16 protein-coding genes are annotated in these 15,770 nt (G+C 45.4%); 13 read left to right on the forward strand and 3 right to left on the reverse strand.

Annotated features, from left to right (window positions below; genetic code table 11):
* The 13 genes from D1614_RS03560 to D1614_RS03620 all read left to right on the forward strand — a co-directional run bounded on the left by D1614_RS03560 (window position 1) and on the right by D1614_RS03620 (window position 13,520).
* Window positions 1–396 (forward strand): HIT family protein, encoded by a 396-nt coding sequence (locus D1614_RS03560; protein WP_119436519.1) that lies wholly within the window; start codon window positions 1–3, stop codon window positions 394–396.
* A gap of 123 nt (window positions 397–519) precedes the next feature.
* Window positions 520–4,164: a DNA polymerase III subunit alpha gene (dnaE, locus tag D1614_RS03565; protein WP_119436520.1), complete on the forward strand. Its 3,645-nt coding sequence runs from the start codon at window positions 520–522 to the stop codon at window positions 4,162–4,164.
* Between the two features lie 47 nt (window positions 4,165–4,211).
* Complete coding sequence (trxA, locus tag D1614_RS03570; protein ID WP_119436521.1) at window positions 4,212–4,529, forward strand: thioredoxin; 318 nt, start codon at window positions 4,212–4,214, stop codon at window positions 4,527–4,529.
* Between the two features lie 75 nt (window positions 4,530–4,604).
* Window positions 4,605–5,534, forward strand: a complete 930-nt coding sequence (locus D1614_RS03575; RefSeq protein WP_119436522.1) for a DUF58 domain-containing protein — start codon at window positions 4,605–4,607, stop codon at window positions 5,532–5,534.
* Window positions 5,535–5,996: 462 nt separating this feature from the next.
* Window positions 5,997–6,773 carry an NIPSNAP family protein gene (locus D1614_RS03580; RefSeq protein ID WP_119436908.1) on the forward strand — a complete coding sequence of 259 codons (777 nt, stop codon included), beginning with the start codon at window positions 5,997–5,999 and terminating at the stop codon, window positions 6,771–6,773.
* Window positions 6,774–6,903: 130 nt separating this feature from the next.
* On the forward strand, window positions 6,904–8,442 hold the full coding sequence (locus D1614_RS03585) for a YifB family Mg chelatase-like AAA ATPase (RefSeq protein ID WP_119436523.1): 1,539 nt from the start codon (window positions 6,904–6,906) through the stop codon (window positions 8,440–8,442).
* An 83-nt stretch (window positions 8,443–8,525) separates the two neighbouring features.
* Window positions 8,526–8,741 (forward strand): VF530 family protein, encoded by a 216-nt coding sequence (locus D1614_RS03590; RefSeq protein ID WP_119436524.1) that lies wholly within the window; start codon window positions 8,526–8,528, stop codon window positions 8,739–8,741.
* A gap of 192 nt (window positions 8,742–8,933) precedes the next feature.
* Window positions 8,934–9,755 carry an FkbM family methyltransferase gene (locus D1614_RS03595; protein ID WP_119436525.1) on the forward strand — a complete coding sequence of 274 codons (822 nt, stop codon included), beginning with the start codon at window positions 8,934–8,936 and terminating at the stop codon, window positions 9,753–9,755.
* An 87-nt stretch (window positions 9,756–9,842) separates the two neighbouring features.
* On the forward strand, window positions 9,843–10,487 hold the full coding sequence (locus D1614_RS03600; protein WP_119436526.1) for a class I SAM-dependent methyltransferase: 645 nt from the start codon (window positions 9,843–9,845) through the stop codon (window positions 10,485–10,487).
* A 5-nt stretch (window positions 10,488–10,492) separates the two neighbouring features.
* Entirely contained in the window at window positions 10,493–10,753 is a 261-nt protein-coding gene (locus D1614_RS03605; protein WP_119436527.1) for a hypothetical protein, read from the forward strand.
* A 145-nt stretch (window positions 10,754–10,898) separates the two neighbouring features.
* The gene (locus D1614_RS03610) at window positions 10,899–12,224 is read left to right on the forward strand and encodes an ankyrin repeat domain-containing protein (RefSeq protein ID WP_162304394.1); all 1,326 of its coding nucleotides are present in this window, start codon (window positions 10,899–10,901) and stop codon (window positions 12,222–12,224) included.
* Window positions 12,225–12,232: 8 nt separating this feature from the next.
* Complete coding sequence (locus D1614_RS03615) at window positions 12,233–12,685, forward strand: hypothetical protein (protein WP_147383999.1); 453 nt, start codon at window positions 12,233–12,235, stop codon at window positions 12,683–12,685.
* Window positions 12,686–12,854: 169 nt separating this feature from the next.
* Window positions 12,855–13,520, forward strand: a complete 666-nt coding sequence (locus tag D1614_RS03620; RefSeq protein WP_119436530.1) for an inorganic pyrophosphatase — start codon at window positions 12,855–12,857, stop codon at window positions 13,518–13,520.
* Between the two features lie 59 nt (window positions 13,521–13,579).
* On the opposite strand, the gene rnpA is transcribed toward D1614_RS03620, so the two are convergent.
* From rnpA to D1614_RS03635, 3 genes are all read right to left on the reverse strand, one after another.
* On the reverse strand, window positions 13,580–14,008 hold the full coding sequence (gene rnpA / locus D1614_RS03625) for a ribonuclease P protein component (RefSeq protein WP_119436531.1): 429 nt from the start codon (window positions 14,006–14,008) through the stop codon (window positions 13,580–13,582).
* A gap of 63 nt (window positions 14,009–14,071) precedes the next feature.
* Window positions 14,072–14,818, reverse strand: coding sequence for a uroporphyrinogen-III synthase (locus D1614_RS03630; RefSeq protein ID WP_119436532.1), 747 nt, complete (start codon window positions 14,816–14,818; stop codon window positions 14,072–14,074).
* A gap of 32 nt (window positions 14,819–14,850) precedes the next feature.
* Window positions 14,851–15,732, reverse strand: a complete 882-nt coding sequence (locus D1614_RS03635) for a DUF4271 domain-containing protein (RefSeq protein WP_119436533.1) — start codon at window positions 15,730–15,732, stop codon at window positions 14,851–14,853.
* Between the last annotated feature and the right edge of the window lie 38 nt (window positions 15,733–15,770).

Raw genomic sequence — 15,770 nt, forward strand, 5'->3', positions numbered from 1 at the left:
ATGGCAAGCATTTTCACGCGCATTGTAAACGGAGAAATACCAGCCTACAAAGTTGCTGAAGACGATAACTTTCTGGCCTTTCTCGATGTATTTCCAACCGCCAAGGGGCACACGTTGGTAGTCCCCAAAAAGGAAGTGGATTATCTTTTTGATTTGGATGACGAGATGTACGCCGGACTGCAAATGTTTGCCAAAAAAGTAGCACTTGGAATACAGAAAGCCATTCCCTGTGTAAAAGTAGGTGTGATGGTTTTGGGGCTTGAAGTGCCGCATGCGCATATTCATCTTGTCCCGATGCAAAGTGAAAAGGATTTGCTCCATTTTTCGGAGAAAGTAAAGTTTCCGCCGGAGGAGATGGAAGCCATCGCAAAATTGATTGCCGATAGCATCGAATAAAATAACAGCCTGGTATTCACCGGGCTTTTTTTTGCTTCCCCGATTCTACCAAATTTTATTAACAAAGCCCCTTCGCCGCAGCCAAATTAAGTACCTTTAAGGGACTTTTTGAAACGTATATTTATGGTTCCATTTACGCATTTACACGTACACTCACAGTATTCAATTCTCGACGGGGCAGCCAGTGTTCCGGCCCTGGTAAACAAGGCCAAGTCGGACAATATGACCGCGCTGGCGCTGACCGACCACGGGACTATGTTTGGCATCAAGGAATTTCATGCCGCCTGTAACAAAAGCGAGATTAAACCCATTCTGGGTTGCGAAACGTACGTGGCATCCCGTACAATTAATGACAAAAACGATAAGGTGGACCGTTCGGGGCATCACCTTATTTTGCTGGCTAAAAACAAAACCGGTTACCGCAACCTGATCAAACTGATTTCGGTAGCCAATACCGAAGGTTTTTACTACAAGCCGCGTATCGATAAAGATTTGCTGCTAAAACACCACGAAGGATTGATTGCTTCTTCGGCTTGCCTGGGAGGGGAAATTCCGCAGCTGATCATGAACAACCACATGAAAGATGCCGAGGAGGCGATTTTGTGGTACAAGAACTTGTTTGGAGAAGATTACTACCTGGAGTTGATGCGCCACCCCGCGGAAGCGATCGAACAACGGCAGGAGGTTTACGACTGGCAGGTGATGGTGAACAAACAGCTGGTGGTACTGGCCAAAAAACTGGGGGTAAAACTGATTGCCACCAACGATATTCACTTTACCAACAAGGAAGATGCCGATGCACACGATCTGCTGATCTGCCTCAATACCGGGAAGGACTTTGACGATCCGAACCGGATGCGTTACACCAAACAGGAATGGTTTAAAACGCAGGCCGAAATGAACCAGCTTTTCGGCGATATTCCGGAGGCGCTGGCAAACACCATGGAAGTGGTGGAGAAGATCGAGAATTACGAGCTGAATTCTGCCCCTATTATGCCCGTGTTTCCTATCCCGGAGGAAATTGGAACCGAAGAAGAATTTGCCCAAAAATATTCGGAAGCCGATTTGCGCGAAGAATTTGGCGACGCTGCTTTTGAGCGTCTGGGGGGCTACGACAAAGTATTGCGCGTAAAGCTTGAATCCGCTTTTCTGGAGCATCTGGCGTTCGAGGGGGCCAGGGAGCGTTACGGCGATCCGCTCGAAGCTTCGGTGGAAGAACGGCTCACCTTCGAATTGAACACCATTAAGGTGATGGGGTACCCGGGGTACTTCCTTATTACGCAGGATTTTATCAACTGGGCCAAGGATAACGGTGTGTTGGTTGGTCCGGGGCGTGGTTCGGCAGCGGGAGCAGCCGTTTCTTATTGTTGCGGAATTACCAACATCGACCCGATTAAGTACGACCTGCTTTTCGAGCGTTTCCTGAACCCCGACCGTATATCGCTTCCCGACGTGGATATCGACTTTGATGATGACGGCCGGCAACTGGTACTCGATTATGTAACCAATAAATACGGGCGCGACAAAGTGGCCCACATTTGTACGTTCGGAACCATGGCTACCAAGTCATCCATCCGCGATGTGGCAAGGGTGTTGAAACTTCCGCTCCCCGAAGCCGACCGCCTGGCAAAACTGGTGCCCGATGCACCGAAAATGAGTTTTGCCAAAGCGTACAAGGAAAGTCCTGAACTGACAGCTGAAAAGAAATCGCCTAACGAACTGGTAGCACAAACCATCAAATTTGCCGAAACACTGGAAGGATCGGTCCGGCAAACCGGCGTTCATGCCTGCGGGATTCTGATCAGCCGCGATACGCTTTCGGACCATATTCCGCTGATGCCGACCAAGGATGAAGAACACCTTCTGACCACTCAGTACGACGGCCGCTTTGTGGAAGACATTGGTTTGCTGAAGATGGACTTCCTCGGATTGAAAACGCTTTCGATCATCAAGGAAGCATTGGAGAACATACGAATTTCAAAAGGGATTGAAGTTGATATTGAAAAAATACCTTTCGACGATAAAAAAACCTTCGACCTTTTTAGCCACGGCGAAACCACCGCTATTTTCCAGTTTGAATCGGATGGGATGAAAAAGCACCTGCGGGATCTGAAGCCCAACCGTTTTGAAGACCTGGTGGCCATGAACGCCTTGTACCGCCCGGGGCCAATGGAATACATCCCTGATTACATTGCCCGTAAACACGGACGGCAGAAAGTAGATTACGACGTTCCGATGATGGAGAAATACCTGAACGATACCTATGGTATTACGGTGTTCCAGGAGCAGGTGATGTTACTTTCGCGTTTACTGGCCGGTTTTACCCGTGGTGACTCCGATACGCTTCGTAAAGCGATGGGTAAGAAGATTATGGCGGTGATGAACAAGCTGAAAGCAAAATTTATTGACGGGTGTAAAGCCAATCTTCAGTTTGTAAACGAATGTAAAAACACGGGTAAAAAACCCGACGATGTGATCGAAAAGATCTGGAAAGACTGGGAAGCATTTGCGTCTTACGCCTTTAACAAGTCGCACTCGGTGTGTTATGCGTACATTGCCTATCAAACCGGTTACCTGAAAGCACACTTCCCGGCAGAGTTTATGGCGGCCAACCTTAGCCGTAACCTCAGTAACATTACCGATATCACCAAGTTGATGACGGAATGCCGACGCATGAAGCTGAATGTTTTTGGCCCCGATGTAAACGAGAGTTTTGTGAAGTTTACGGCCAATAAAAACGGAGACATTCGTTTTGGAATGGGTGCCATTAAAGGCGTAGGTGCAGGAGCTGTTCAGAACATTATTAACGTGCGGGAAAAGCTGAAAGGGTTTAAGACCATTTTCGACGTGGTAGAAAACGTCAACCTGCAAACCGTAAACAAGAAAAACCTGGAAGCGCTGGCAATGGCCGGGGCGTTTGACAACCTGGGAATGAAGCGCAGCTGTTTTTTTGCAGGTGAGCACGAAAACGATGATACCAACTTTATTGAGAAGCTGATCCGCTACGGAAACAAGCTACAGCAGGAGAGCAACAGTGCACAGCAAAGCCTTTTTGGTGCTTTCGATACGGGGTCGGTGGTAAAAAAGCCGACCATTCCGCCAGTGGAGGAATGGGCAAAAATTATTCTGCTGGAGAAAGAAAAAAACCTGATCGGGATTTACCTGACAGCCCACCCGCTCGACGATTACCGGCTCGAACTGGAGAACTTCTGTTCGAGAGATGTGTCGCTGAAAGAACTGAATGAGGACATTGAAAAGCTGAAAGACAAAGATTTAACTTTTGGCGGAATGGTGACTGCCTCACGTGAAGGGCAGTCGAAAAACGGGAACATGTATGCAACGCTGACTTTGTCGGATTACACTGATTCCAAGGAGCTCTTCTTTTTTGGAAACGACTATGTCAACTTTGGGAAATACTGTAAAACGGGGCTTTTTGTGATGGTTCGGGGAACCGTGAAAGCCCGTTTCAACAGTAATTTTTACGAGTACAAAGTGAACAGCATCGAGTTGCTCTCTGATGTAAGGGCGAATTATGTGAAAAGTGTAACCGTCAATATGCCGATTTCAGCACTCAATAAAAAACTGGTGACGGATATTGATCACCTGGCAAAAGAACACAGAGGAAATGCACTGCTGAAATTTGTAGTGTACGACCTCGAAAACAATATGCAATTAGAAATGTTTTCAAGAACAGCAAAGGTTGATCCGTCGGATGATTTCTTAAGCTTTTTTGACGATCAGCCGGACGTGAGTTATAGAATTAATTAGTTAGTTTTGCTGCAAATTGTAACAACAAATATTAAAAAGAATACATTATGGCTTTAGAAATTACAGATGCCAATTTCGAGGAATTGGTTTTGAATTCAGACAAACCGGTTATGTTGGACTTTTGGGCTGTTTGGTGTGGCCCGTGTCGTATGATTGCTCCGATCGTTGAAGAAATGGCGGCAGAGTACGAAGGAAAAGCGGTAATTGGAAAAGTGGATGTAGACAGCAACCAGGACGTTGCCATGAAATACGGAATCCGTAACATCCCTACTGTTTTGTTTGTTAAAAACGGCGAAGTAGTTGACAAACAAGTGGGCGCTGCTCCAAAACAGGCGTTTACCACTAAACTGGATGCGCTGCTGTAATCCATAACGAAATAGTATTCACCGGGTGACTCTGAGTTGTGTCAATTAGTCACCCGGTGAATTCATTTTTGGAAAGTGAAAAACATTTTCGACATAGAGCAATTTCATCAGTTCGATAACCTGGGGTTGATCGCACAGGAGGTGGTGGAAGGTTTTATTACCGGTCTTCACCGCAGTCCGTTTCATGGTTTCTCGGTAGAGTTCGCCGAACACCGGCTTTACAACCAGGGAGAATCAACCCGCCAGATTGACTGGAAGCTCTATGCCCGCACCGACAAGCTTTTTGTAAAACAATACGAAGAGGAAACCAACCTGCGCTGCCAGCTGGTGATGGATACTTCTTCGTCGATGTTGTTCCCGTATTCAAAAGGCAGCAAGCATTTGCAAAATAAACTGGCTTTTTCGGTGTACACCGCAGCGGCACTTATTTACCTGATGCGGAAACAACGCGACGCCGTCGGGCTTACGCTTTTTTCGGATGAAATTGAGTTTCATTCCACCCCCCGGCTATCGTCGGTAAATGCCGAGATCATGTTCAGCAAACTGTCGGAACTGATTCAGCCCGAAAACGCGCATTTGCGGAAAAACACCAACACAACACAGGTACTTCACCAGATTGCCGAGAACATTCACAAACGTTCGCTGGTGATCATTTTCAGCGATATGCTCGACAGCCAGAAAACCGAAGAACTTTTTTCGGCGCTTCAGCACCTTCGTTACAACAAGCACGAAGTCATTCTTTTTCATGTCACCGATCATTCGCTGGAACGCGAATTTGAGTTCTCGAACCGGCCACACAAATTTGTGGATCTCGAAAGTGGGCAAACGGTAAAGTTCAATCCCTGGGAAGTAAAAAAGCACTACGTTTCCACGGTAAAGGAATATTTCGACGACCTGAAAGTGAAATGCGGTCAGTACCAGATCGATTTGGCCGAGGCCGATATCAACAAAGATTTTAAAGAAGTGCTGTTTTCGTATTTGGTAAAGCGAAAGAAGCTTTTCTAGTTCAACCTTCTCTTTAGTTTTTTTCTTTGATCTTTTGCTACCGCGCGGTAGCGGTGAGCGGTGGTTATAAACAGACCCACTTAATTGAACAGCGTCGTCGTTTTTGCATCCATCCGAGTCGTTTTTCCGTTCCGCCACGTCACTTTTGCATCCATCCACGTCACTTTTGCATCGATCCGGGGCGTTTTTCCATTCCGCCGGGTCGTTTTTGCGTTTATCACCGTCGTTTCTCCATCCCTTTTCGTCGTTTTTGCATTCCGGAACGTCGATGACGAGCAATTTTGAGTCGTTTTTGCATTTTTTGTGCTCGTTTCCGGGTAATATTTACTGGATACTCTCTTCCTGTCATTCAAATTTTGTTGAATACGACATTTATTTATCGGTGAATAAAAGTATCTTAGAGTTCCTCTAAATAATCTTATTTAGAGACTAAAACCAAAGAACCAAATTAAACCGATAAGCATGGAAAGAAGATCATTCCTGAAAAAGTCAGCACTGGCAACCGGTGCCGCAATGACTGCCGGCAGTTTAAAGGCCAACACTTCACCCATTGTTGAAAAAGACATTTACGAACTTCGCGTGTACCATCTGAAAAGCGGTGGAAGCCGAAATCAGCTAAAGAAATTCTATACCGAAGCAGTGATTCCTTTTCTGAATGAAAAGGGGGCCAGGGTAGGCGCTTTTAACGAATACAGTAAAGAAGATCCGCCGGTTATGTACATTCTGCATGCCCACCGTAGTTTGGCTGCTTATTTTGAAGCCGTTCAGGGAATGCGGTCGGATGCATCGTTTCTGAAGGCGGCAAACGACTACCTGAATCTTCCGGCTGATAACCCGGTTTTCGAACGGTACGAAACCTTTTTGCTCGAAGCTTTTGATGGCATTCCGCGCTTAAAAGAGCCGGCTAAAAACCGTGGCCTTTTTGAACTGCGAACCTACGAGAGTTACAACGAAGATGCCGGCATACGCAAGGTAAAAATGTTTAACGACGAGGAACTTCCGTTGTTTGACAAAGTGGGCTTGCATTCGGTATTTTTTGGGCAGCACCTGGCCGGGCAATACATGCCTGCCTTAACCTACATGCTGTGGTTTAACGACATGGAAGAACGCGAGGCCAACTGGGCGAAATTTATCGGCAGCCCGGAGTGGGATGTAATGAAAAACAAACCTGAATATGCCAACTCGGTTAGTAAAGTGAAGAAGAAATTTCTGACTCCGGCCGATTTCAGCCAGTTGTAAACAGGGGCAGTGGCAGTTGATCCCCTTCTTTTTTTTGATTTTAGTAGTGCTAAGTTGCAGAAGGTTACGGGCATGGCTTTTTAAAGTCTGCTAATTTCCCTAAATTTAGGTTTTACTAAAGTCCCCGTATATGTTAGTAAAGACCTTCGGAAGCGCAGTTTTTGGAATCGACGCCACCACCATTACCATGGAGGTGGATGTAACCACCGGGATTAAATTCATGTTGGTTGGCCTGCCCGACAGTGCTGTAAAAGAAAGCCAGCAACGCATTGAATCGGCTCTTCGGCTGAACGGGTACAAATGGCCCAAACAAAAGATCATTATCAACATGGCGCCTGCCGATATCCGCAAAGAAGGCTCTGCCTACGATCTTCCGTTGGCCGCGGCAGTGTTGGCCGCTTCGGGGCAGATCGATGCTTCCTTGCTTTCGAAATACGTTTTGATGGGCGAATTATCGCTCGACGGGACTTTGCAGCCCATAAAAGGAGTGTTGCCCATTGCCATTAATGCCCGAAAAGAAGGTTTTGAGGGCTTTATCCTTCCGAAAGCAAATGCGCGGGAAGCTGCGGTGGTAGATACGCTTAAAGTGTACGGTGCCGAAAATATTGTGGAAGTGATCGACTTTCTGAACGGGAAACCGGCCCTCGAAGAGACGGTTATCGATACCCGGGCCGAGTTTTATGCGCAGACAACCAACAATCCGCTCGATTTTTCGGATGTAAAAGGGCAGGAAAATGTAAAACGGGCGCTGGAGATCGCGGCTGCCGGAAGTCACAACATAATTCTTGTCGGGCCTCCGGGATCGGGGAAAACCATGCTGGCGAAGCGGATCCCTACCATTCTTCCGCCCTTTTCGCTGAAGGAAGCACTCGAAACCACCAAGATACATTCGGTTGCCGGTAAGATCGACAAGGAAACTTCGCTGATGACCCGCCGGCCTTTCAGGTCGCCCCACCATACGATTTCGGACGTTGCTTTGGTTGGAGGTGGAAATTATCCCCAGCCGGGGGAAATTAGTTTGGCGCACAACGGTGTTTTGTTTTTGGATGAACTGCCTGAATTCAAACGCACCGTGCTCGAAGTAATGCGGCAACCGCTCGAAGACCGAAATATCACTATCTCGCGGGCGAAATTTTCAGTCGAATATCCCGCCAGTTTTATGTTGGTGGCTTCGATGAACCCCTGCCCGTGTGGTTACTACAATCATCCTTCAAAAGATTGTGTTTGTGCGCCCGGCGTGGTACAAAAATACCTCAATAAAATATCGGGGCCGCTGCTCGACCGCATCGATATTCACCTGGAAGTGGTGCCGGTTCCCTTCCGGAAACTATCTGAAATGAACGGTTCGGAAAAAAGCGAATCGGTTCGAGAACGGGTGATCCGGGCCCGAAATATTCAGGAAGAGCGCTTTAAGGAACACAAAGGTGTTTATGCCAACGCTCAAATGAATTCGAAACAAATTCGCGAATTTGTTCAGCTGGATGAGGAGAGCATCGAGCTGATCAAAAATGCGATGGACCGCCTGGGGCTTTCGGCACGCGCTTACGACCGGATTCTTAAGGTAGCACGAACCATTGCCGACCTGGAAGCGGAAGAGAACGTACTGACTCATCATTTATCCGAAGCCATTCATTACCGCAGCCTCGACCGTGAGAACTGGGGCGGGTAGGAAAGCTGGCAGTAGCCGGGCTCTGTTGACGGTTGGTACTAAATCAATATATTTGCGTCGCAATTAATTTAAAAAATTGATTTATGGAACAGCCCAATAATCCACTTCACGGAAAAACGCTTGAAGCCATTCTGGTTTACCTGGTCAGCTATTACGGATGGGAGGAACTGGGTGAGATAATTCCGGTCAATTGTTTCCGAAAAGACCCCAGCATAAAATCAAGCTTAAAATTTTTACGAAGAACCCAGTGGGCCCGCGATAAGGTGGAGAAGCTGTACGTTGAAACCATTGGGAAATAGTTTCCTCCCCAAAGGAATTTTTATGAACACGTGGCTACGGGAGCTTTTATCATAAAATGATTCCTGTTTTTCACATTGTTTATGAAAGGTGTACCCGAAATAAAATCAAAAAAATATAGTTTTGCACCACTTCAGCTTATAGATGTTTTATAAGCATGTATTTTACAAGTTAGAATTTAAAAAACCTTAGATATGACTAACTCTCCAGACAGGAGCCTTATTTGTAAATTAAAAGACATTTCTTCTTTTCTTCTAAAACGTGATCAGAAAACCATTTGTGTTCAGGTAAACGATACCAGCTTTAATGTAATGAACCATTGGTTTTGGCGTAAGTTTAAACGAAAAAACTGGGAGCCTCAGACCTATCAGTTGATGAATAAGTACCTGTCACCGGAAAAGAACTACATTGATGTTGGTACCTGGATCGGCCCAACCATTTTATTTGCGACCGAGATTGGGGCAAAAAAGATTTACGGAGTAGAAGCCAATCCGGTGACTTATAAGATTTTGAGCAAAAACAGCCAGATGAACCAGGTTGTTTCAGAAAAACTCAGTCTTTATAACCTCTGTATCACAGACGTTGATGGGGGGAAGGTTGATTTTGGCGGCAAAAAAGATGCAGACGCTTCAAGTGCCTCTTCGATTCGCGGAAATGCCTGGCAAATTCCTTCATCCACCATTTGCACATGGATGAAACAAAACAAGATCAACGGCTTTAATTTTATCAAGATTGATATTGAAGGTGCTGAGAGTCTGATCGAAAAAGATATGCAGATACTTTCGGCACAAAAAGATTTGGTTGTGCTTTTGTCGCTGCACCCTCCTTTTTGGGAGAATAAAGAGGAAATCGCGAAAACTGTTGCCGGGTACTGTTCGCTTTTTGATGTATACACGGTTAATGAGGAAAAACTGGGAATTGACGAGCTAAAAGAAATGATGCTGACCAGTGTTCGCAAGCCCAAATGGGGAACGAAATACGGGAACTTTTTTGAAGTACTCTTAAAGTCGAAGTAATGTTTTCTGTGGTTTCGGATGATCGGTATTTCTCCGTTACCATTGCAGCAAAAGAAAAGGTATTTCCGGATCATTTAAAGTAGAAAGATGAACGTTTATACAAAAGATACAGTGGCCGGTGAGTACGATGCGTATTACACCACGCCTCAGGGGAGAGAGGTCGATAACATTGAAAAGATGATTATTTCCGGTTTGATGAAAGACATTCCGGCCGGTGAGCTTCTGGAACTGGGATGCGGAACCGCCCACTGGACACACTATCTTTGTGAGCAAGGCTTTCAGGTGACTGCTATCGATGCTTCGGAAGAGATGCTGAAAATAGCCCGTGCAAAGGACATTCACAAGGCTACTTTTCAAAAAGAAGATGCCGCGAAGCTGCCTTTCCCCGACCAACGTTTCTCGTTGATAGTTTCCATTACCATGCTTGAGTTTGTGGACGATGTGGAAGCGGTTTTTGACGAAATCGATCGCTTGCTTTTACCGGGTGGGTATTTGCTGCTGGGATGTTTAAATTCGGAATCGGAACTGGGAAAATACAAAGACAACGACGAGGTTTTCCGCCATGCCCGTTTTTTCTCTTCGCAAGAGGTAAAGGAAAAATTGTTGCGGTTTGGTGAACCAGTGCTTCGTTCGGGAGTTTATTTTTCACCGGCCTTCGATTTACTGGATGGCTCAGAAAAACAGGATACCGTGAAGCCGGCTTTTATCGGCGCCCTTGTGCAGAAAAGATAAATCTTATGGAAATATCGGTTGAAATTAGCTACTACGCTTTGCAGGATGATTACAATTCGCCGGTGCTGGAGTTTCTCGGAGAAATTGACAGGCAAGCGGGAATAAGTGTTGAACCCGGGATGATGAGTACATTGATAAGCGGGGAATACAATGCAGTGATGACATTGCTGGTACAAACACTGGAGCCGCTCATGGAAAAATATCCTTCGGTGTTTACGCTTAAAATTGCCAATGCCTGCAAAAGCTGCCAAAATCAGGAAAATTAAAGCGAGCCTGGTGAAGATTTATTCCGGGATTTCGTAAATTGACTGACGGCAAAAAAGGCTTTCCGTGGTATGAATTTTGAGAATCCGGAGTTTTGTAAATCAATAGAACTACATGGCCTTTACTAAACAAATCTTACACTGTCTATTGGGGATATTCCTCCTGGCAAATCCAACAAAAGGCTTTTCGCAGGAGGGAAAAGCATCCGTCGATTCGCTACAGCTTTCTGTTCTTCTTTCCGAAGCCATCTTAAACAACGATACATTAAAAGCCGATAGCCTGATTTTAACCGGGATAGATGTCAACATTGCGGCAAACGAAGGGGTAACGCCGCTGATGTACGCTGCAGAGGAAGGGAACCTGCATTTTATTGAAAAGCTCTTACAGGCCGGTGCGGATGTAAACCAACTTCCCGAAAATAAAACTACTGCGCTGCAAAGTGCGATTGTCGCAAATAAGGCGAAAGCGGCTGAATTATTGTTGCAAAACAAAGCCAATGTAAATACCAAAGACCAGTGGGGAAACACGCCGGTTTTAAATGCCGCACAAAACAATAATCCCGGAATGCTCCGCTTGCTCCTGCGTTGGGGGGCAACTGTGAACGATGCCAACAGCGATGGAAATACTGCACTTCATTTTGCAACCGCCTTTGGCAACGATTCACTGGTGAATGTGCTGATGGATGCCGGAGCGAAGGCAGATGCAAAAGACAAACAGGGATTTACTCCCCTGATGGTGGCAACCTCAGAGAATTTTAACTCCACCGCTGAACTGCTGGTGAGTTACGGTGCAGATCTGAATGCGGTAAACGATCAGGGCTATTCGGCACTTAGCATCGCCATTTTAAACGGAAATGTCTACCTGGCAGAACTATTCCTGCTGAATGGAGCGGATGGGAACCTGCTTTCGCGGGAAGCCAGAGACCACTGGTATTTTTCAAAAGGTACCGGAAAATACATGCGAAAGGTATTGCGTGAAGCAGAGGTAAAACGAAACCTGTCGCCGGTGTTGGAAGATTGGGCAGGAGGTGTAAAGCTCGGATGGACCGAAAGTCATCTGACAACGGGCATTTTGGTGGGCGTTCGGGAAACCAAGTACAATTTCTGGGTTCAGGCAGCCTTTGGTGTCACACCCTTTGTCTACAGTACGCTGACAGAGATCGGAGGTAAGAAGTACCAGTTTTGGCAACGCGATTACCGCCTGGCGATTGAGGCGGATAAGTACTTTGCATTTCATAAAAGTTTTCGGACTGAATGGGGAATCTGGGCAGGAGTTGAAACGGGTTTTGATTTTGGAAGTTACAGAGGAACCGGCTTTAAGCCTTCATCTGAAGTAAATCTGTTGCCGGCAGCCGGGGTGTTCTGGCGGCAGGGTTTTGTAGAAACAAGACTTGGCTACAAAAAGAACCTGTTTCAGGTCGATGAAACCGGAGAATGGGGCATGCAGTTTCATTTTTATTTTGGGAGGATGTAGTAATGAAAATGACCGCAGTACATGATTTAATTGGGAAGTCGTCAGGCTTAAAAAGAGGAATATTCTTTCTTATACTTTTGCTTGCCGTGATTTCGTGCGAACGGAAATTTGATTTTTTTGAGTTCGACTGCGAAGATTGCTACCAGGAAAAGCCTGATTACGGGCCGCTGATCATCTATTTCTCCATCGACGACGAAAACGATTTTGTTTTGTACACGATTTACAAAGGTGATTTCGAGGATTGTGTGGTGGAGTACGCCGACACGGCCTTTTTCAAGGAAGAACAGATCGATGTTCCGGTGGATGAATATTACTCGGTGGAAGCCAGGTATGTAAGGGGTGGTGATACAATTCATGTGGTTGACGGCGATCGCTTTAATCTAAAGCGGGAGAACAGCGAATGCGATAAAAAGTGCTACTATTTTAAAGGAGGAATTATTGATGTAAGACTTCGAAAATGATGATTTGGATGTTCGATATTGAGGCTTTAGTTTTTAACGCAGAATGGACACTTAACCCGGTCTCAAATTAAAATAAAGCAGAGGAATACAAGTTTAACCAAATTGAAACATTATTTTTGAACATTATGCTGTTTTCAATGGTTTGAAAACAAAACTAAATAACAACTCTATGGTAGACAGAATATCAGACCCTATTGGACGATTAATGGGGCTTCGTTATAAATCCCATCCCTGGCACGGAGTAAACATCGGAGAGAAGGCCCCTGAAGTAATTACCGCTTTTATAGAAGTGGTTTCAACCGACACTGTAAAATACGAAATTGACAAGGATAGCGGGTACCTGCGTGTTGACCGTCCTCAGAAATTCTCGAACGTGGTACCGGCGCTCTACGGTTTTATTCCGCAAACCTATTGTGGAGAGAAAGTAGGCGAATACTGCAACAAGAAAACCGGGAGAAAAGACATTAAAGGCGACGGCGACCCGATCGATATTTGTGTGCTGACCGAAAAAGACCTTGCACACGGCGATTTACTGGTAACTGCGCGCCCCATTGGCGGTTTCCGAATGATTGATGGTAACCAGGCCGATGACAAAATTATTGCTGTTTTAATGAACGATACCGTTTACGGTCATTTTCACGATGTTTCAGAATTACCGGAGATTGTAGTCAAGCGGCTCGAGCACTATTTCCTTACTTACAAGGATATGCCCGGGGTTGACAGCAACACCGAGATTACCACTACCTACGGAGTGGAAGAAGCACTGGAAGTGATCAAACTTTCGGTGGAAGACTACAATAATAAATTTGCCAATCTCGGCAAACTGCTTTCTTAAGAATATAGGATTCGTATAAAGATGATAGAAAAGTGCAGCGCGAGTTGCACTTTTTTTATTTACGAAGCTTTGTCAATGGCTTGGTCGCGCAATTGTTTGACGAGCCTTTTCAGGGCTTTTTTGAAAGCTCCTTCAATGGCAGCATAGTTGGTCATTTCTTTTCCTACATAAATAAAGAAAACGGCCAGTTGCCGGTCGCCCAGTTGCTGGTAGAATTCGTGTTTGTTAAGCCGGTAAGCTTCGCGCATCAAACGTTTGATACGGTTGCGGCGAACCGCCCGTTTAAAGCTTTTTTTGCTGACACTAAAAGCAGCCTGAGCCGGGAAGTGCGTGTTTAACTCCGTTTTTAGGTAAACCACTTTTACGGGAAATGTCAAAAACGATTCGCCTTCAGCAAAAAGTTTTTCAATTACTTTTTGGCTGCAAAGCCGTTCTTCTTTGTTTAACGAAAAAGAGCCGCTGGGTTTTATTTCTTGATTGTTTTGCATTGAAAAATGAAAAGGCTGTCCGATGGTGTTGGACAGCCTTTCAAAAGTATTGATTTTTTCAATTTAATTCTTGTTTACTTTCTTAATGTACTGCTCTAAAGCCATGGTCATGGATGGAGCCTGGGCCGTTGGAGCTTCAATGTCGAGACGCAAACCTGCATCGCGGACTGCCTTTGCTGTGGAGGGGCCAAAGCACGCAATTCGTGTGCTGTTTTGTTCAAAGTCAGGGAAGTTCTGATACAGCGACTTAATCCCCGACGGGCTGAAAAATACCAGGATATCGTACTTGATGTCAGCCAGGTCTGAAAGATCTGCACTTACAGTACGATACAGGATCGCTTTGGTGTACTTGTAGCCTTCTTTATCCATCAGCGTTGGAATTTCCTGTTTGTGGATATCCGAAAGTGGCACCAAAAAACGTTCGCCGGCATGCTTCTTCATCACATTTACCAGGTCAGCAAATTTGCCATCGGCATAAAAGATCTTACGCTTCCTGTACACAATGTACTTTTGCAGGTAAAACGCTGTGGCCTCCGAAATACAGAAATACTTCATGGTGTCCGGAATGGTTAAGCGCAACTCTTGTGCAATTCTGAAATAATGATCAATTGCCGTACGGCTGGTGAAGATCACAGCAGTGTGGTCCAGGATCTGAATTCTCGTTTGGCGGAATTCCTTTGCCGGAACGCCTTCCACCTGAATGAAAGGCCGGAAATCGATTTTTAGGCCGTTTTTTTCCGCCAGTTCAAAATATGGTGATTTTGCTGTCTGGGGCTCCGGCTGCGAAACTAAAATGCTCTTGACTTTCAAATTTTTATGCTTTTAATGAAACATATCCCTTCTTATTCAACTACAACTACTTTATAAATTAAAAGCAAGGGTAAAATTTCAAGGGTACAAAGGTATAAAAACAGATAAAATATAGAAAATTGTTTCCTTAATAAAATTATTACCCCCCTCTGAAGTAGTACCAAATTAAATGCAATAACGATTACCAAACCTGCCAAAACAATCATCAGCGGGTTATTCCAGGGCGAAAAGGAAACCAATGCAACCAGTGGTAACAACACCAGGCCTAGTGCGCGGTTAAAATTGTCCACATTAAAAAGATATTCACCGGTTTCGGCCTGAGTCTCAAACAGCGAGCCTACCGTTAGGTAAACAAGCTTCTTTCCTAAAAAATAAAGCAAAACGCCCGCCAGTACAAAGGCAAAATAAGTGATGCCTTTTGCTGAATGAGCCAGGTTAAGTATGTTGAAAGACTGGAATACAAAGATGGAAAACGTCAGGTAAAAAACGGCATCCAGGCGATAAGCGCCATGCGATGCTGGATAGTTATTTTCCTGTAACATCCTGACAGAGGTCGGATAGTTGACAAGCGACAAAAAGAGATGCCCGATGTATTTGATGTACGAGTAACGGATGGTGGCAAACAACGACACGGCCACAAACAAAACCACGACCAGCCAGTCGGTTTCAGTGTTTTGTTTTTTATGAACGGGCAAAACAATATCCGATGCAGGCATTTCGGAATACGCGATGCTTTCAGCAGGCCTGGGAAGAAGATAGCCTCCTTCCAGGATCGGATCTTTGTATCTTGGATGATAACTTTGGCGAACACCTTGCGGCCTTGGAAGCACCGCTTGTTGTGCTTGCTGACCCTGTTTCAGACTTTGGTTCTGTGTCTGTATGGAGTCGGGTTGATATGTTATCAATGCATCCATTGTGTATAGCCGTGCAAAGATACCATTTTTTGGATTGC

The organism is Maribellus luteus (assembly GCF_003576475.1).
GTDB classification, from domain to species: domain Bacteria; phylum Bacteroidota; class Bacteroidia; order Bacteroidales; family Prolixibacteraceae; genus Draconibacterium; species Draconibacterium luteum.